At 36.2% G+C, this 17,064-nt stretch carries 16 protein-coding genes, 1 tRNA gene and 1 pseudogene; 13 read left to right on the forward strand and 5 right to left on the reverse strand.

Annotation, left to right across the window (positions count from 1 at the left end):
- Positions 1 to 171: 171 nt before the first annotated feature.
- A complete protein-coding gene (locus BN8899_RS05010; protein ID WP_065218561.1) occupies positions 172 to 405 on the forward strand; it encodes a hypothetical protein in 234 nt (77 codons plus the stop codon).
- A gap of 8 nt (positions 406 to 413) precedes the next feature.
- Entirely contained in the window at positions 414 to 3,887 is a 3,474-nt protein-coding gene (locus BN8899_RS05015; protein WP_187376773.1) for a BACON domain-containing protein, read from the forward strand.
- A gap of 112 nt (positions 3,888 to 3,999) precedes the next feature.
- On the opposite strand, the gene BN8899_RS05020 is transcribed toward BN8899_RS05015, so the two are convergent.
- On the reverse strand, positions 4,000 to 4,179 hold the full coding sequence (locus BN8899_RS05020; RefSeq protein ID WP_065218563.1) for a hypothetical protein: 180 nt from the start codon (positions 4,177 to 4,179) through the stop codon (positions 4,000 to 4,002).
- A 363-nt stretch (positions 4,180 to 4,542) separates the two neighbouring features.
- On the opposite strand from BN8899_RS05020, the gene BN8899_RS05025 reads away from it, so the two are divergent.
- From BN8899_RS05025 to BN8899_RS05040, 5 genes are all read left to right on the forward strand, one after another.
- Entirely contained in the window at positions 4,543 to 4,839 is a 297-nt protein-coding gene (locus BN8899_RS05025) for a nucleotidyltransferase family protein (protein ID WP_065218564.1), read from the forward strand.
- Positions 4,823 to 5,170 (forward strand): HepT-like ribonuclease domain-containing protein, encoded by a 348-nt coding sequence (locus BN8899_RS05030; protein ID WP_065218565.1) that lies wholly within the window; start codon positions 4,823 to 4,825, stop codon positions 5,168 to 5,170. Before BN8899_RS05025 ends, BN8899_RS05030 begins: the two co-directional genes overlap by 17 nt.
- 379 nt (positions 5,171 to 5,549) lie before the next feature.
- A tRNA-Gly gene (locus BN8899_RS20685) sits at positions 5,550 to 5,655 on the forward strand.
- Positions 5,656 to 5,814: 159 nt separating this feature from the next.
- Positions 5,815 to 6,114, forward strand: coding sequence for a nucleotidyltransferase family protein (locus BN8899_RS05035; RefSeq protein WP_013613501.1), 300 nt, complete (start codon positions 5,815 to 5,817; stop codon positions 6,112 to 6,114).
- Complete coding sequence (locus tag BN8899_RS05040; protein ID WP_065218566.1) at positions 6,107 to 6,445, forward strand: HepT-like ribonuclease domain-containing protein; 339 nt, start codon at positions 6,107 to 6,109, stop codon at positions 6,443 to 6,445. The genes BN8899_RS05035 and BN8899_RS05040 overlap by 8 nt, the downstream gene beginning before the upstream one ends.
- 550 nt (positions 6,446 to 6,995) lie before the next feature.
- Here the strand turns inward: BN8899_RS05040 and BN8899_RS05050 are convergent.
- Positions 6,996 to 7,757, reverse strand: a complete 762-nt coding sequence (locus tag BN8899_RS05050; protein WP_065218568.1) for a Fic family protein — start codon at positions 7,755 to 7,757, stop codon at positions 6,996 to 6,998.
- 528 nt (positions 7,758 to 8,285) lie between these two features.
- Here BN8899_RS05050 and BN8899_RS05060 point away from each other — a divergent pair.
- The 6 genes and pseudogenes from BN8899_RS05060 to BN8899_RS21090 all read left to right on the forward strand — a co-directional run.
- Positions 8,286 to 9,160 (forward strand): annotated as a pseudogene (locus BN8899_RS05060) (DUF3871 family protein); the annotation flags it as partial.
- A gap of 384 nt (positions 9,161 to 9,544) precedes the next feature.
- Entirely contained in the window at positions 9,545 to 10,699 is a 1,155-nt protein-coding gene (yidD, locus tag BN8899_RS05065; RefSeq protein WP_065218570.1) for a membrane protein insertion efficiency factor YidD, read from the forward strand.
- Positions 10,700 to 10,710: 11 nt separating this feature from the next.
- Positions 10,711 to 11,235, forward strand: a complete 525-nt coding sequence (locus BN8899_RS05070; protein WP_065218571.1) for a hypothetical protein — start codon at positions 10,711 to 10,713, stop codon at positions 11,233 to 11,235.
- Between the two features lie 678 nt (positions 11,236 to 11,913).
- Positions 11,914 to 12,855, forward strand: a complete 942-nt coding sequence (locus BN8899_RS05075; RefSeq protein ID WP_065218572.1) for an ADP-ribosylglycohydrolase family protein — start codon at positions 11,914 to 11,916, stop codon at positions 12,853 to 12,855.
- Positions 12,856 to 12,869: 14 nt separating this feature from the next.
- Positions 12,870 to 13,097: a nucleotidyltransferase family protein gene (locus BN8899_RS05080; RefSeq protein WP_231932265.1), complete on the forward strand. Its 228-nt coding sequence runs from the start codon at positions 12,870 to 12,872 to the stop codon at positions 13,095 to 13,097.
- 77 nt (positions 13,098 to 13,174) lie between these two features.
- Positions 13,175 to 13,327, forward strand: a complete 153-nt coding sequence (locus tag BN8899_RS21090) for a HepT-like ribonuclease domain-containing protein (protein ID WP_231932266.1) — start codon at positions 13,175 to 13,177, stop codon at positions 13,325 to 13,327.
- A gap of 345 nt (positions 13,328 to 13,672) precedes the next feature.
- Here BN8899_RS21090 and BN8899_RS05085 read toward each other — a convergent pair whose 3' ends face one another.
- The 3 genes from BN8899_RS05085 to BN8899_RS05095 all read right to left on the reverse strand — a co-directional run bounded on the left by BN8899_RS05085 (position 13,673) and on the right by BN8899_RS05095 (position 17,063).
- Positions 13,673 to 15,295, reverse strand: a complete 1,623-nt coding sequence (locus BN8899_RS05085; protein WP_065218573.1) for an ATP-binding cassette domain-containing protein — start codon at positions 15,293 to 15,295, stop codon at positions 13,673 to 13,675.
- A 442-nt stretch (positions 15,296 to 15,737) separates the two neighbouring features.
- Complete coding sequence (locus BN8899_RS05090; RefSeq protein WP_018339594.1) at positions 15,738 to 16,514, reverse strand: Cof-type HAD-IIB family hydrolase; 777 nt, start codon at positions 16,512 to 16,514, stop codon at positions 15,738 to 15,740.
- A gap of 135 nt (positions 16,515 to 16,649) precedes the next feature.
- Positions 16,650 to 17,063, reverse strand: coding sequence for a DUF2721 domain-containing protein (locus BN8899_RS05095; RefSeq protein ID WP_018339593.1), 414 nt, complete (start codon positions 17,061 to 17,063; stop codon positions 16,650 to 16,652).
- Position 17,064 lies beyond the last annotated feature (1 nt).

A 17,064-nucleotide genomic window follows, 5' to 3' on the forward strand; every position in this document is an offset into this window, starting at 1 on the left:
TTCATGCTTGCCGTATATATACCTACTATATACATGGTTTAGCGTGGGGTTGCTGTTTATTTGTAACAAGGTTACTTGGTCGTACCTCTGAAAGAATAAGCTGACAATCACCACGCTTTCTTATTTATATTAATTACTTCTTTGGTGGTTGGAGGTAAAAGATAATTCATCATGGAAAACTCTTTAGCCAAGTGTCATTTCTTCGTGAAAAAAGACGTGTATGGAAATGTCGTGTGCATCTATCAATTGGATGAAAATTCAAAAATGTTTCTTCTCGAAACAAACGGGGAAAAAGAGGAGGATATTACCTGTTTGGAAGAAATCGAGTATGATTCCGTTGACGGAAACATGAAAGGTAACTTCAACGCCTTTATCAGTAAAATTTTAAATCAACAATTAAAATAATCATGTTTATGAAAAGGTTATTTGTATTTTTAGCGTGTTTGATGTCACTCGCTATTTTTAGTTGTAGTGATAGTAAGGATGATAACGGGGATGATCCCAACGGAGGTAATTCTAGCGACATCACGCTTGAACTTTCAATAACAGATATTGTTTTTGAAGCGGAAGGTGGAGAGAAAGAGTTTTATATCACTTGCAATGGAGATTGGACTATCACTAACACTAGCCAGTGGTGCAAAACGGATATAACTAGCGGTAATGGTAATGCCACGATCTCTGTAACGGTAAATCCCTCGGAGCTATACGATGATCAAAATACCAACATCACTGTAAAGGCTGGAACTAACACCAAAATTTTAACGGTGACACAGAAGAAAAAGGATGCGATTCTTTTAACCAAGGATAAGTATGATCTACCAACCACGGGTGGTGATATAACGGTGGAGGTTAAAAGTAACATCACGTACACCACAACCATCCCGCAAGAGTTCAACTGGATAAAACAGGCTGATTCAAAATCACGTGCTTTAGAAACTAAAAACTTAAATTTCAAAATAGAAGCCAATCCAAACACGGATAAAAGGGAAGGTTTCATTATTTTTAAAGATAATGCCAGTGAACTTGCAGACACGGTTCATGTTTATCAAGCACAAAAGGATGAATTGATCCTGACGCAAGATACTTACAATGTACCCGCAAAAGGAGAAACAATTAACGTTGAATTAAAAACAAACGTTGATTACGAGGTAATCATTCCAGAAGACGCAAAAGAGTGGATTGAACAATTAGTAAGTAGAGCGTCCAGAGTGGATAAATTGTCATTCACGATTTTGGAAAGCACTATTTACGATGAGAGGCAAGCAGAGATCATTATAAAAGATAAAAATAGTGATTTGGCAGATACTCTACACGTGATCCAGAAACAAGTAGATGCGATTATTTTATCACAAAATGTGTATGATGTTCCAACTGAGGGGATGAAGATTGTGATCGAGTTAGAAAGTAATATTGAATATGTTGCAACTATTTCGGAGGAAGCGCAAGCGTGGATTACAAAAGTTTCTATAGAGTCTTTGGGGAGAACTTTGGAAGCAAATTCGTTGCATTACGAAATTTTAGCGAATGATACTTACAAGGAGAGAAAGGGAGAAATAATAATTAAAAGTAAAATTAGCGAACTCGCAGATACTGTAAAAATCATACAAAAGCAAAAAGACTTAATTGATATAAAAGAGAAAGAATTTCATGTTTCAAGTGCTGGTTGCAATATAAAAGTTGGGGTTAATAGTAATGTTGATTACATTGTTAATATTCCTGTATCAGCAAGTCAATGGATTACGCAGATTCAATCTCGAATGGTTACGACCGATAGTTTGATTTTTTCTGTATCTCCCAACACATCTTACGAAGATCGATACGCTGAAATAGTTGTTCAAAAAAATGAACTTCGAGATACAATTAAAATTTACCAAAAACAAAATGATGCAATTATCTTGAATGAGCATTTGTATGATGTTTCAATGGAAGGGTGTGAAATTTCTGTAGAGATAAGTAGTAATGTTGAATGTGAAGTGCAGATTTCTTCTAACGCACAAGATTGGATCGAAATGGTGCAGTCGAGAGCACTTGTTACAAGTTCTTTGAATTTTGTGGTAAAACCTAATCCTAATTATCAGGAAAGGAAGGGTGAAATTTTCATTAAAGACAAAAATAGCTCATTGGCAGATACGATTAAAATAGTTCAAGCAGCCAAAAGTGATATTTATATCGGAGATGTTACTTTTTCTACTGAAGAGGAATTAATTCGTTTTAGGGAAATGGGGTACAAGAAGATAAAAGGAAATGTCTCGATTGGAGGGTTGTTAAAGACATTGCAAAAATTGGAGAATCAGATTGTTGAAATAGATGGAAATGTAGAAATAAATGCTAGCTATTTAACAACTTTAGATGGATTGTATGGTTTGAGAAAAATTAATGGGGATTTAATTCTTCGTGATGCAGAATTGGTCGTTTTTGAAGGGTTAAATAACTTGATGGAGATTTGTGGTGATTTTGAAATCAAAGCAGGAAGTTTATCTGATTTTAATACCTTGAAATCATTTGAAGGTTTAGAGAATTTGGAAACAATTGGAGGTCGTTTGTATATTGGAGCTTTTGATGAAACGGATTATAGCTTTAATCAGCCTTTTTTTAATAAACTGGAATCATTTACAGGATTAAGTAAACTGAAATCAATAGGTAAAGATTTAGAAATAAATGCCTATACGGGTTCTTTTAATTCTTTAGAATCATTTGAAGGTTTGGAGAATTTGGAATCTATAGGTGGAAATTTCAAAATACGAACTCGGGCTAACTTGGAACGAAATATGAGTGTTTTGGAAGGAAAAGTTTTGCATAATCTTAAATCTTTCAAAGGGTTGGGCAAATTAAAGAATATTAATGGAAATTTTGAGATACAAGTATCCACATCTGCTTATGCTTCCTTAAATTCTTTGACTTCATTTGAGGGATTGGAAAATTTGGAGACTATTGGAGGAAACTTCGAGTTGAATGCTTTTTGTAGCGTGAGCTCAAATCGTATTACTGAAATAGAAGGGTTAAATAGTTTAGCCTCATTTAAGGGGTTGGGTAAATTGAATTTTATTGGAGGTGACTTTAAAATATCTGCTGAAACTAATGTAGGAACTGGTGGAACTGATCTTTATTGTTTGGATGCTTTGACTTCATTTGAAGGTTTGGAAAATTTAAAAACAATTGGAGGTAATTTTACGGTAAAGGCACAGGCTCTAAATAATTACAGACATTCGACGGCATCCTCTTTGAATGGTTTGATTTCGTTTGAGGGCTTGGATGAATTAAAATCAATTGGGGGAGATTTGTATGTGTATAGTAGTTCTTGTCGTTGGGATACAGGCAGTTCAGATCCTCAAGTTATTCTTGCGGCATCAAAATTGGATGTGTTAGAATTACCGAAACTGGAAGAGATCGGGGGAGCCCTCTCTATCCATGCGCAGGAGTTGAAAAAGTTGACCTTGAATTCATTTGTAAATCTTGGCGGGGATGTATTCATAGGTTCAGATAACGTGGAAACATTGAATATAGGTAAATTAAATAAGGTTAGCGGCAGCTTTAAAATAATTTGTCGAAAAGTAAATATGATAGAATTTACTTCTTTAACTTCAATTACTGGAGATTTAATAATTAGTTATTGCGATCTTGGACTTCAAAATATTAATGGTTTATCGAAGTTGGCTAATATCGGTGGTAATTTGGACATAAATAATAATCCTCATTTAACAGATATTAGTGGATTGTCAAGTCTTGCAACAGCAAAAGGAGTTTCAATAACGAAATGTATGAATCTTTACGATTTTAACGTGTTGAAGACTGTGGTACAAAATGGTTGTGAGTATTATGTATCTGAAAATGGTTATAATCCAACGAAGTATCAAATTTTGAACGGGCAAGGTAAACCGCAAGAATAACAACATACATTGTATAGAGAGGGGTGGTAGGTTTAGGCTTATCACCCTTTATTTTTTTGCCAATAAAAAAGCCAGTACCACAATAATATAACGAGGTACTGGCTTTAATCATTTAGTTGCGCTGTCTTTTCTTGACAAGCTTCGGTTTGGGATTCCCAAAAATATCAGGATATAACATTTTTAATCTCTCCATGTTTACATACCTGAATAAATCCATTTCATGGAAAATTCGATAATGTTCCACTCCAAACCATTCTGAATTGGTGGTTTTTCCTTTCTTGCGTAATTTCATAGGAACAAATTTTTCTAACAAACAAAAGAGTATCTAATTCAGGAAAGAACATCAGACCAATCATTTACATGTACAAAGGTACTTATTGAACAGGATAGCACCAAATAAATATGTCAGAATATCAGATATTTATATATATAATAACGTGTTGATTTATTTTTATGTTGACAGCTTGGAAAATAAAGAATATTGCATTTTAGATATTCCTCATAACAGAATTTTAGTTAGTGAGTAATTATCTTCATTTTAGGTATTATATGCCAATTCAGTAGAAAAATCACCAACTCAAATATTTAACCATTAGTTGCTCGTAACATCATGGTTTTCTCATCAACATTCACTATTTTTGCAAAAAGAGCAAATATGAACCAAGCTATTATCAATAAACTAAGAGAGTTCTTCACGCTACAACCAGTTGAGAAAGCATGGGTGTTTGGTTCTTATTCTCGTGGAGAAGAATCAAGGGAGAGTGATATTGATATACTTGTACGCTTTGACAAGAATGCTAATGTTACTCTTTTCAAGTATATTGGTATCGTGAACGCTTTACAATCTCTTCTGCACAAGAAAATTGATTTGGTGGAAGAAGGACAGTTGAAAGATTTCGCTAAAGAATCAGCAGAACAGGATAAAATATTGATCTATGAGAGAGAAGCCTAAAGATATTAACCGCTTATCCCATATAATAGAGGCAATTGATAACTTGTTCGAGTTTACTAAAGGTATCAGTTTTGACGAGTACAAGGAAAATAAGATACTCCGTTTTGCTGTTATCAAAAATTTAGAGATAATTGGAGAAGCGGCATATTTACTGACAAATGAATTTAAAGAAAAGCATCCAGAAGTTGAATGGAAAGTTATAATTGGAATGCGCCATGTTTTAGTACATGGTTATTATCAAATCAGTGATGAAATGGTATGGGCTACAATTCAAACAGAACTACTACCATTAAGGGAGAAGGTTGAACGATACAAACGTGGACTAGAATAAAATATCATCATAGATAAAATATACTGGCAATGGATTCACCTCTATTGCCTTTTTTATTTGGTGAAAAATCGTAGCAGATTTAGTTCTATATACCCAATAGAAATATTATTCACCAACAACAATATTATAAACTAAATAATAAATGAAGTTGAAATTTAATGTGTAACCAATTAATAACAGGAAGTATGTGTATAAAAATCATATCCCAACTACCATAATTTAGCGGTAAATTGCTTGTATATAAGCTATATGTTGCTTATATTTGAGTATAAAATAAGAGTGAGTTCATTAATAGTATTAATCAAGTCTTCTGTTGATATAATTGTCAACCGACACGTCAACCACAAGTAAAAATAAGAGCATTTTAAGTAAGTGTAAAGCGGTGATAGCTCAGTCGAAGCAAGGGAAAGCGAAGCTTTTCATTGCCGAAGTAGAGCACTAGCCTTCCAAGCTGGGGGTCGCGGGTTTGAGTCCCGTTTTCCGCTCTCTGAATAAAGCACTTACGAAAGTAGGTGCTTTATTGTTTTAGGCGGTTTTCATGAGATTTGGAGCATTTATTTAAACCAACACTTAATAATCTGTTATTTCTAGCGTTTTTGTTTTGTCTTCAACAATCACTATATTTGCAGAAAGAGAATGACTACATGAACCTGATTGAATTAAATATGGATAAAATCATTGCCTTGTGCAAGAAGTACAAGGTTAGTAAATTATTCGTGTTTGGTTCTATCCTCACGAATCGTTTTAATAAAGAAAGCGATGTCGATTTTATAGTCAATTTCGACAAAGCACAAGTAACAGATTATTTTAGTAATTTCTTTGACTTGAAATACGCTTTAGAAGATATTTTGGGCAGAGAAGTTGATTTACTGGAAGAACACGCTATTCGTAATCATTACTTGAAAGAAACTATCGAGCAAACCAAAGCATTAATATATGGATAACTTTACCAAGAAACACTTGCAAGATATACTTAATGCGATTGATGACATTGAAACATTTTTCGAGGGACAACCAAAATTGTTTGAAGAATTTTGTCGAGATATACGTTTACAAAGAGCGATTGAGAGGTGCATTGAAATTATCGGTGAGGCGATGAACAGGATATTAAAAGAGAACAAGGATATAGCCATCACTAACGCTCGTAAGATCGTGGACGCTCGTAATTATATCATACACGGTTATGATAGTCTTTCGGTTGATATTCTTTGGAGTATTGTTGTCAATCACCTCCCCCGTTTGAAAAATGAAGTGGAAAAATTACTACAAGAATAATATTAAGCGGTAAATCCATTTGGTGGAAAAATATAAAATTTTGATCTCTATGTACTATTTATAAATTTTCCACCAACAAATAAAAAAGCCAGCACCCTAAGGACATATGAGGTACTGGCTTCAATCATTTAGTTGTGCTGTCTTTTCTTGAGAAGCTTAGGTTTGGACTTTCCAAAAATATCTGGATATAACATTTTTAATCTCTCCATGTTTACATACCTGAATAAATCCATTTCATGGAAAATTCGATAATGTTCTACACCAAACCATTCTGAATTGGAGGTTTTTCCTTTCTCACGTAACTTCATAGGAATAAATTTTTCTAACAAACAAAAGAGTATCTAGTTCAGGAAAGAACATCAGACCAATCATTTGCATGTACAAAGATACTTATTGAATAGGATGGTACCAAGTAAATATATCAGAATATCAAACATTTATATCTATGATAACATATTGATTTGACACTCTATTTCCAACTTTACCACACAAGGAAATTACACGCACGAATATCTCTAGTTACAGAAACATTCTAACTCGTGATTATTTTTCATTCTAAAATAGAGATATACCTCTCTAAAGATGCTTTTTCAGCTTCAGCAACCAACAAGTAGAAATCATCATGTTGTTGTTTCGTGTGAGAAGATTCCAAAGCTTTATAATAACGTAACTTCATATCATTATCACTTTTCAGGGTAACAATGGTATAACCTTTTTGCAACAGGTAGAGGTTCATCAGAAGTCGAGAAGTACGCCCGTTGCCATCTATAAACGGATGTATCCTCACCAGTTCATCATGCAAATAGGCGGCGATAATAACTGGATGAACATTTTCTTTTTCCATACTTTGAAATGTCAGCATGAAATTTTCCATTAGCTTCTCCAACAAATAAGGCTGAGGCGGTACATGAGTGCTACCCGAGATCATTACAGGTACGGTTCTATAACTTCCAGCATTCTCCCTATCTATACCGTGTAACACAAGTGCATGAATCTCCTTGATAGTTCTTTGACTTATTTCAATATCCTGTTTAGCAACCTCCTTTATATAGTCAATAGCTTCTGCATGATTGATTGCCTCCAAGTGTTCACGCATGGATTTACCAGAAATAGTGATTCCCTCGTTGACAACAAGTGCCGTTTCCTGCAGGGTAAGCGTGTTCCCTTCTATACGGTTACTCTCGTAAGTGTACTCGATATCCAAAGCATCCTGAATTTTCTTTAATGCCTCCACTGGCAAAGGACGCAAAGAAGATAACCGCATTTTCAATGAATCCACTTCTCTTAATAAATCAACCAACTTACTATTCATGTTGCCATATTTTAGTTGATTACAAAGGTAAGAAATTATCATTGTTTATATCTAGTGGAAAATACAAAATTCTAATCGGTATATACATTTTACAAATTTTCCACTACCCCTTACTTCATTGATAAACACCAAAGCCTACAAGGAGAGTGTTGCCCAGTCAAAAGAAATTAAGGTTCATCTTTTCCGTTCAAGAATAAAGTTGTTACTTGTTCTCTCCTTCAAAGTTTGAAACTTGCCGATCTCGGCGACCAGACGCAAAAAGAATATAAATCTCTCGTTAGGGGTTCTTTCCAGTACCTCCCTCTCTCGTCTAGATTGGTATATATTACTAATAAGGACAATAATTCTCACCACCATTGGCTATTAAACTATAAATATATTTCCAGTTTAATTTTTTAATTGGCTTAAAGCTAGAGAATGAATAAAACAAGTAAAAGTGATAATGAACATTATAAATCAAGGTTGGTGGAGAATTTGTGAATTGTATATATAAACTGAAAATTTAAATATTTCCACCACTATTAGAATGATTGTATCGTGCCAGTGTTCAGCAAGGATAACGAGATGACTATATCCCATCCAGCATTTATTGAAACAGTTCATAAGGTGGCGAGTGAATTGTTTAGAGGGGAAAGCATAGATGAACCTGATATAATGGTTAGCCATGTTATAAAAGGTAGGATTCCAGAAGCCATACATAAACCAGTGGCAGAATTACTGGAAACAGATAAAACTATCTATTATGAAAGAATGGATTTGCGTTTGAGATTCCAACTATTTATGAATCTATAAACGGCAACAGGGTCAATCTATGCATTACGGGAGTGAGAGCGTATAACAGGGAAAACCTCTATTCAAAGAAAACTTCTGAAAGGTTTAGTGTTGCCATTGGATTCCAGAATAAAGTATGTTGTAATCTGTGTACTTTCACGGATAGTTTCCAGACTGATTTAAGAGCGATGAGTTACCATGATCTATTTAGAGGTGTGATGAAGTTATTCCAACAATATGATGCAGACAAGCATTTAAGGTTGATGAAGAGTTTTACAGGTTCTTACCTCACGGAACATCAATTCACACAATTCTTGGGTAAAAGTAGGTCGTATCAATGTTTACCAGCAAGAGATAAGAAGCATTTTCCTTACATGAAGTTGACGGATAACCAGATTAACATGGTGGCAAAAGCTTATTACAACGATGACAATTTCAAGAGGGAGCATGAAGAGAATGGAATTAATCTATGAAAATTCTATAATATGCTTACAGGAGCCAATAAAAGTAGTTACATTGATAATTTCCTTGATAGATCATTAATCGCCACGCAATTAACGGAAGGGATAGATAGGGCGTTACATGGTGATAACACCTATAAATGGTTTATAAATGAAAACCGTTGGAAATAAATTCTTTTTATTCCATTGATTAACCTAATTTTGCCATTACAATCAGTCCTGACGTTTGTTGGATGCTGAAATTTATTTACATTTGTAGCGTCATGTGGAAAATCATTTTCTCATGGCAGACATATTGAATTAATGGAAGCGTTTTTGTTTCATCCTGCGTAAGAAAATCGCCAATTTTTTAACAGAAAGGATAAACAAGTACAAACTTCATGCTGACCATATATATACTACAATATACATGGTTAAGCGTGGGCTGATTGTTTATTTTCTGTTGGGTGTTTGGCGATACCTCTTACGTGATAAACAATTTAGATCCCACGCTTTTTTATACTTATAAAATCAACCTTTCTGGGAATCTTCAAGGTCACATTAGATTGCAATATTATGCACTTGTTGAAGAATGTTTTAATCATTATTGTTTGTGTTACAAATTCACAATTTCTTCACGCACAAACAGAAATGTCAGCTTTATCTGATTACGTGAATATTTACAAGAAGTATCTACATAGGGATGAAGGGAGCGGTACTTGTGCTATGTACCCTTCTTGTTCCCAATATGGATTAATTGTTTTTGAAGATTGTTATTTTCCCAAAGCGATGATGTATATGGCAGATCGCCTCATTAGATGTGGGCATGATTTCAATTGTTATGATTTGACTTTAAATAAAGGACAATTACTTCTACTTGATTTTCCCCCGTATGCAGAAATTCCTAGAACTTACATTCACAATAACAAACAATATTACTCTTATACAGACTGGGATGCGAAACCTGATAGCACATTATTATTCATTAATCATCTGATAAATAAACAAATGTACCGAGAAGCTTTAATTGAAATCGAAAAAACACAATTTCAGAAGCGACTACTAACGACACAATTATTCACGAACAAATTAATCTGCTATAAAGGTTTGGGGCAAATAGAAAATGCCATATTCGATTACGAGGTCCATTTCCCCGAATCCATAAAAAACTCTCCAAGAATAAAATTTGAAATGTTAGATATTCTCTTGACGGTAGAGAATTACGATATGGCACACAAACTTCTTTCTGAAATCTCTGATAACAATATTCATCCGATAATATCCCAAAAATATGCTTGGCAAGGAATTTTTAGTGCATATCAAGAAAATTGGGATGAAGCGAATAAATATTTCAATTTATTGGCTAGTTCTGATACAAAACTCAAGAGAGATAAAGAGAATTTTCAACTTATTCAAGAAGCGGCTACTTTAAAAAAGAAAAAGCCTTGGGTAGCTTCGTCATTATCATTAATTCCTGGTCTTGGATATATTTACACCCAACGCCCCAAAAGTGCACTAACCTCTTTCGTTATGAATTCATTACTTGGATATGCCGTGTTTACAAGTATCAAACAAAAAAATTATGGAACAGCAACTTTACTGGGTGTTTTCAACCTAAGTTTCTATATCGGTAATATATTTGGCTCCGGCAGAAGTGCCTCAAGCTACAATCAACATAAACTACAAAAAATACAATCAACCCTGTATCAGAATAATAAATCCATCAACTAAATTTTTGAACCATGAGAACATTATTGAGTAAATCATTCGTTGTCAAGCCAATTATCGCAATCATGATATTGGCTTTCACAAATCTTTCTTTTACCCTCGCGGATAACGAAGTTATCTTGAAAGCAGGGACATTGATCCCTTTAGAAGTTCTAAGTGAAATTAACACAAAAAATATCACGACAGGACAAATCATAGATTTCAAAGTAACAAAAGAGATCTGTGTTGATAAAAATGTTGTTATTCCTTTTGGCGCCATCGCTAAAGGGCAGGTTTCAAGATTCGAGAAACGTAAAGGCGTAGGTAAAGGCGCTTCCATACAAATCCAACTTAAAAGTGTAACAGCCAAGGATGGAACGGATGTTATGTTAACGGGTGGCAATATGTCTGAAGAAGGTGAAAACAACCTAGTCCTTTCAATTGTACTTGCCGTATTTGTTTGTCCTCTATTTCTATTATTAAAAGGCAAACAGGCAGTAATTCCCGCAGGAACAGCTATCGCCGCAACCGTGGCAACAGATACTTATATTAAATTGTAATGCAAAAGGGTTGATTATTATTTTAAAATGTCTGTTCATGATCATGTTTTATTAATATGATTTTACGTTGATTCATCGTGCGTATGTCAACTTGGGTGCGAGGGGATGATAGACTTCGGTTTGTCATCCCTTTTTATGTATAAATAAAAAAACCAGCACTTGTGAGGTACTGGCTTATTTGTGCTGTCTTTTCTTGACAAGCTTCGGTTTGGGACTTCCCAAAATATCAGGATATAACATTTTTAACCTCTCTATGTTTACATACCTGAATAAATCCATTCATGAAAAACACGGTAATGTTCCACACCAAACCATTCTGAATCGGTGGTTTTTCCTTTCTCACGTAATTTCATAAGAATAAATTTTTCTAACAAACAAAAGAATATCTAGTTCAGGAAAGAACACCAGAGCAATCATTTACACGTACAAAGGTACTTGTTGAACAGGATAGTACAAAGTAAATATATCAGAATATCAAATATTTATATATGTAATAATGTATTGATTCATTGTCATGTTGACAACTTGGAAGATTAGGTATTATATGCCAACTCAGAAGAAAAGTCACCATGTTTAGATTTCAAGATTCAGAAAAACATATTGCTTAAAAAAACTATCACAAATAAGGGGATTTATATATATTTATATCATCAAACAGACTTCATAAACATATAGAACATGAATAACTTAAACAAAGATATATTATTAGGGACTGCCATAGGTGATGCTTTGGGATTGCCGATTCAATTTTTAGCGAGAGAAGTCGTCGCAAAAAATCCAATCACGGCAATGGAAGGACTCGAGCAATTTAATGTACCAGCAGGTACATGGTCTGACAATACTTCTTTATCCTTTTGTCTGGCAGAATCCCTCTGTAATGGTTATGACCTAAATGATATTATCAACAAGTTCACGAAATGGATGTATGAAGACTATTGGACACCAGCTAACGAAACATTTGATATAAACTATATAAATTATTTTACCATTGTAAATTTAAGGAATAACGGATCTCCACATATAGCAGGGATAAATAATAAACGAGGTAACAGAGACGGATCACTCATGAGGATTCTTCCACTAGTACCTTATATCCTTAACATGGAGGAAGAAAAGAAATTTAGGATAATAAAAGAAATTTCCTCGTTAACCTACAGGCACCCAAGAAGTATTTTAGCCTGTATCGCCTTATGTGAATTTGCCATACAGTATATCAACCTCCAATCAGTAGAGGAAGCCTACCAAACTATGCAGCAAACAATATTACAACTCTTGAAAAGAGATATGTTTATTGAAGAAGGCATTCCTTTTGAAAGGTTAGCAGGCTTATCTTATGAAGAATTTAAAACTATTGAATTGAAGGATATTCATTCTACAGAATATGTTATAGATACATTGGAAGCCAGCTTGTGGTGTATCTTCAATACTACTAGTTATAAAAATGCTGTTTTAAAAGCAGTGAATTTAGGAGATGATGCAAATACCGTGGGTGCGATTACAGGAGGATTAGCAGGAATTATATACGGTTATGATACTATTCCCTCTGAATGGTTGGAGGTATTAGCAAAGAAAGATGATATTATTAAATTGGCTGATAAACTGGATTCAATAATGAATTAGTTGCTCATAACATTATGGTTTTCTCATCAACATTCACTTTTTTTGCAAAAAGAGCAAACATTGATTTTATCGTCAACTTCGACAAGGCGCAAATAACGGATTACTTCAGCAATTTCTTTGACTTGAAATACGCTTTAGAAGATATTCTGGGGAGAAAAGTTGATTTACTGGAAGAACACGCTATTCGTAACCATTATTTGAAAGAAAATATCGAGCAAACTAAAGCATTGATATATGGATAACTTTACTAAGAAACACCTGCAAGATTATACTTAATGCGATTGATGGTTTTGAAACATTCTTTAACGGGCAATCGAAGTTGTTTGAAGAATTTTGTCGAGATATTCGTTTACAAAGAGCCATTGAAAGATGTATCGAAATTATCGGTGAAGCGATGAATAGAATATTAAAAGAGAACAAGGATATTGCTATCAACAACGCTCGTAATACCCCCCTGGAATTCACATCCTAATCAAATATTAAATCTATATTAATCTCGTATCACTTCCGTATCATTTCCGTCATAAACGCTATAGAAACCCTATAGTAACGCTATATGAACCCTATATATAAATAGCGTTCTTATAGGAAATTAAAAACTTACCTAAAACTTTTTATACACTATTCCACCGGAAGTAATACGCTAGTAAATACGGATTAAGGTATTACCTCCTCGGGTATTCTCCCTATCCGGTTACAACATACAAGCATCCCGAGAAGTACGTGCCACTTTACCTCAATTATCATTCCCAACAAAATCAGCCACACACGTACTTCTTCACGAGAAGCTTCTCTTCCCGCCTCGGGAAATTACATGCTATTCTAAGATTTCAAAAAAACTACTCGATGATAAATCAATACAACGTTCTACCCCTATCTCCTCCATAAATCGCTGGTCGTGGGAAACAACGATCACGGTACCCCGGTAATCCCGAATAGTAGAGGTCATGATTTCAATATTTTGAATATCCAGATTATTCGTGGGTTCATCCAGCACGAACACGTCGGGAGTATTATTACTTATCATCAGGCAACAAAATATCAATCTCATCCGCTCACCACCACTCAACTGTTCACACGGTTTATCCCATGCCAAAGCAGAAAACAGGAAGCGATTGAGCCTCATCTTCAATTCATGTTCCGGCAGGTTATTCACGTTGTAGCGCTCCGCTTGCGCGTAAACGGTAAGATCAGCCCGGAGCATGGAATATTCCTGGTCAAGGTAAACGTACTTAAAGTCCGTCCGGGTCAACACGCCTTTCGTCGGTTCCAATTTTCCTAATAAAAGACGCAACAAGGTAGTCTTCCCCGAACCGTTTCGCCCGCACAAAGCTATCCGCTCACCGCTTTTAATCTGGAAATCGAGAGGTCGTTCCCACAGCATTCCCTCCGTGTACCCGAAGTTCACGTCACGAGCCGTAACCAGTACCTTTCCCTCGTGCAACACAGACGGATTAAAATTCACTTTCATCTGCCCCAGATCAGGTAATGCCGCACGATTTTCGGAAAGACTAGTCGCAATAGATCCGATCTTTTCCGCATGTACATCTTTCAATTTCGAGGAACAGCTCTCCGCTCTGTTCTTCAGAGTGTTCATCATAATACGGGGAATCCCTTTGCGTAAACTCTGTTTCTCTCCCCGCACTTCTCTTTTTTGTTGGCGTTCAGCCGCTTCCCGGGCAACCTTCTTCGCCAACCGTAATTCTTTTTGCTTATCCTCGATCCGTTCTTGTAATGCTTGAACCCGAACTTCTTTCTGTTCCTTGCAAAAATCGTAATTACCGCCATAAACAGTTATTCCCATTCTACTCAGTTCCATCGTCTGGGACAATAAATTCAATAATGTCCGATCATGACTCACCACCAAAACCGTGGCACTTCCCCTACAAATCAGGTCATACAATTTCTCCCGACTCCAACGATCCAAATGATTGGTCGGTTCATCCAACAACACCACGGAAGGCGTATGAATATCGAGCCCGGCAAGAAAAATCCGTGTTTTCTCCCCGCCACTCAATAATTCCATGCTTGAAGTCAATTCCACGTGCTTCAATTCCCAGCTATCCAATGCCGCCCGACACCTTTCCTCTACTTGCCAGTCATCACCAAGCGTGGTGAAATAGGATTCATCCACTTCACCTCTCAATATCGCATGCAATGCATCTATTTTTTCTTCCACCCGCAAAGCCCCAGCCACCGTTAAATGATTGTACTGTCCCAAATGTTGCGGGATATAATAGGGGATAGCATCACAAATCACCTCTCCGCCGGAAGGTTCCAGCTGTCCCGCCATGATTTTCAAAAGCGTAGATTTCCCGGAACCGTTATTCCCGACCAACGATACTTTCTCTCCAGCCCCAAGCGTGAAATTGATATTTTGAAACAAAAACTCCCTGTTCGGGTGAATATAAGTTATTTGTTTTACGACTATATCACTCATAAAATGTAATGTTAAGAAATTAAATACTTGAAAAACAATCTATCGGGCAAGCGAGTCTGACAAAGTTCCTCACGCTTGTAAAGTTCATAAAGCGACATGGTGCTCTCGAAAAACAGGAATCAACCACGGGCAAAACATTCCCGGGTCTATTGACATTACAGACCTTGTGGCTCTACAAACTTTATAAGGAAAGGGACATGATCTCTAAATTAAAAGTCGGCTCTCGACGACCTCTTTGCGATCGTGCTGGCACATGAAACAATTAATAAAACCCGACACTCCGTTCGGAGACTTTATATCGGTTTTTACAACCGACTTAATTATTTAGACATCTTCATTGGTGTAATTTTTTAGTTTCTGGGAACAAAAATAAGAATTATTATCCGGACTACCAAATCGGCATCCGGATCCATCACGTTCACAATTAATCGCGAAGGAAGGATTACAACACCCCGAAATGACGCAAAGCGTTCATCACGCCGTCATCGTCAACAGACGAAGTCACGTGATCGGCAACTCGCTTCACCTCATCTTCGGCATTTCCCATAGCGACACCTATCCCCACGTGTTGCAACATCGTAATATCGTTCCCCCCGTCACCGAACGCCATACTCTCGTCCAGGGCAATCCCGAAATACTCCAACATCTTATCTATCCCAACCCGCTTGCTACTACCTTGCGGGATAACATCAGTAAAAAGGGGATTCCACCGAGTCGCTTCACTATGGGGCATTGCCGACATTATCGCTTTCTCCTGTTCCTTCGTGAAAAAGGCTACTAGCTGAAAAGTTTCCCCCTCGCTCGCTTTTCGCAAAGACGCTACCGGAGGTTCCGGGAAATTCAGCATCCGGAATACTTCTCGGGATTGTTCGTTATGAAAATTCAAATACAACTCGTGCTCATGCACGAAAATACAAGGGAAACTCTCTTGTTTTTCCATATACTGCACGAGAGAAGCAATATCTTCAGCGGACATACTATTTTTATAAATCACTTGATCTTTGCCGGCTATACAATAGCCCCCGTTCAAGGTAATATAGCCGTCAAATTGCAAATCTCCTAAATTATTAATTGACAACAAATGTCTTCCGCTCGCGATAAAAACCTTAATACCTTTCGCCCTCAAGGCAACAATTGCTTTCTCCGCGGACTCTGGAATCCGATGAGTATCAAAACTCACCAAAGTCCCGTCAATATCAAAAAAAACTGCTTTTATCATATTCTCCAATTTCGTCGTAAAAATACAGAATTACATGACAGGAATGATTGATCTGGGTCAAAAAAAGACAGTCATACGCAGTAATACCCGAATCAACGTGAAGTTCCACCGTGTTCAAGGTGTCGTTTCCTAAAATTAATGACCTTTCTTCCCCTCTTCCGGCAACACGTTGTCCAACCTGTACTCCAAAGCCTTGACGGAAATCAAGATTTCTTTCACAGAGATACCCAGGGAAATCACCAAAAGCAACAATGCCAACCCGAAAGTATAAACCGCCACGGTTTGTAACCCGATATAAATAAAAAGAGTGCATACCACGCAAAGCAACAGGCTCATTACCCCGTATATCTGCATCGACCGTGCCATGTAAAGCCTTTTCCGCAAATTATCGATCTGCAATTTTGTCATGGCATTCGGGCGGCTCTCGTGCTCTCCTTTCAGATTACGAATCACTTGGGCATAAGCCAGAAAACGATTCGTGTACGCCAGCATAATCAACGAAATAGCCGAAAATAATATCGAAGGGGTTGTCAACGTCAATTCTTCCATA

Origin of the sequence: Butyricimonas sp. Marseille-P2440, from assembly GCF_900091675.1 — a bacterium.
Taxonomy (GTDB): Bacteria; Bacteroidota; Bacteroidia; order Bacteroidales; family Marinifilaceae; genus Butyricimonas; species Butyricimonas synergistica.

What these genes read in the sequence shown, in the direction of transcription:
- BN8899_RS05010 (WP_065218561.1), top strand. Translation starts at nt 172, where the DNA reads ATGGAAAACTCTTTAGCCAAGTGTCATTTCTTCGTGAAAAAAGACGTG.
- BN8899_RS05015 (WP_187376773.1), top strand. Translation starts at nt 414, where the DNA reads ATGAAAAGGTTATTTGTATTTTTAGCGTGTTTGATGTCACTCGCTATT.
- BN8899_RS05020 (WP_065218563.1), bottom strand. Translation starts at nt 4,179, where the DNA reads ATGAAATTACGCAAGAAAGGAAAAACCACCAATTCAGAATGGTTTGGA.
- BN8899_RS05025 (WP_065218564.1), top strand. Translation starts at nt 4,543, where the DNA reads ATGAACCAAGCTATTATCAATAAACTAAGAGAGTTCTTCACGCTACAA.
- BN8899_RS05030 (WP_065218565.1), top strand. Translation starts at nt 4,823, where the DNA reads ATGAGAGAGAAGCCTAAAGATATTAACCGCTTATCCCATATAATAGAG.
- BN8899_RS05035 (WP_013613501.1), top strand. Translation starts at nt 5,815, where the DNA reads ATGAACCTGATTGAATTAAATATGGATAAAATCATTGCCTTGTGCAAG.
- BN8899_RS05040 (WP_065218566.1), top strand. Translation starts at nt 6,107, where the DNA reads ATGGATAACTTTACCAAGAAACACTTGCAAGATATACTTAATGCGATT.
- BN8899_RS05050 (WP_065218568.1), bottom strand. Translation starts at nt 7,757, where the DNA reads ATGAATAGTAAGTTGGTTGATTTATTAAGAGAAGTGGATTCATTGAAA.
- yidD (WP_065218570.1), top strand. Translation starts at nt 9,545, where the DNA reads ATGCACTTGTTGAAGAATGTTTTAATCATTATTGTTTGTGTTACAAAT.
- BN8899_RS05070 (WP_065218571.1), top strand. Translation starts at nt 10,711, where the DNA reads ATGAGAACATTATTGAGTAAATCATTCGTTGTCAAGCCAATTATCGCA.
- BN8899_RS05075 (WP_065218572.1), top strand. Translation starts at nt 11,914, where the DNA reads ATGAATAACTTAAACAAAGATATATTATTAGGGACTGCCATAGGTGAT.
- BN8899_RS05080 (WP_231932265.1), top strand. Translation starts at nt 12,870, where the DNA reads ATGGTTTTCTCATCAACATTCACTTTTTTTGCAAAAAGAGCAAACATT.
- BN8899_RS05085 (WP_065218573.1), bottom strand. Translation starts at nt 15,295, where the DNA reads ATGAGTGATATAGTCGTAAAACAAATAACTTATATTCACCCGAACAGG.
- BN8899_RS05090 (WP_018339594.1), bottom strand. Translation starts at nt 16,514, where the DNA reads ATGATAAAAGCAGTTTTTTTTGATATTGACGGGACTTTGGTGAGTTTT.
- BN8899_RS05095 (WP_018339593.1), bottom strand. Translation starts at nt 17,063, where the DNA reads ATGGAAGAATTGACGTTGACAACCCCTTCGATATTATTTTCGGCTATT.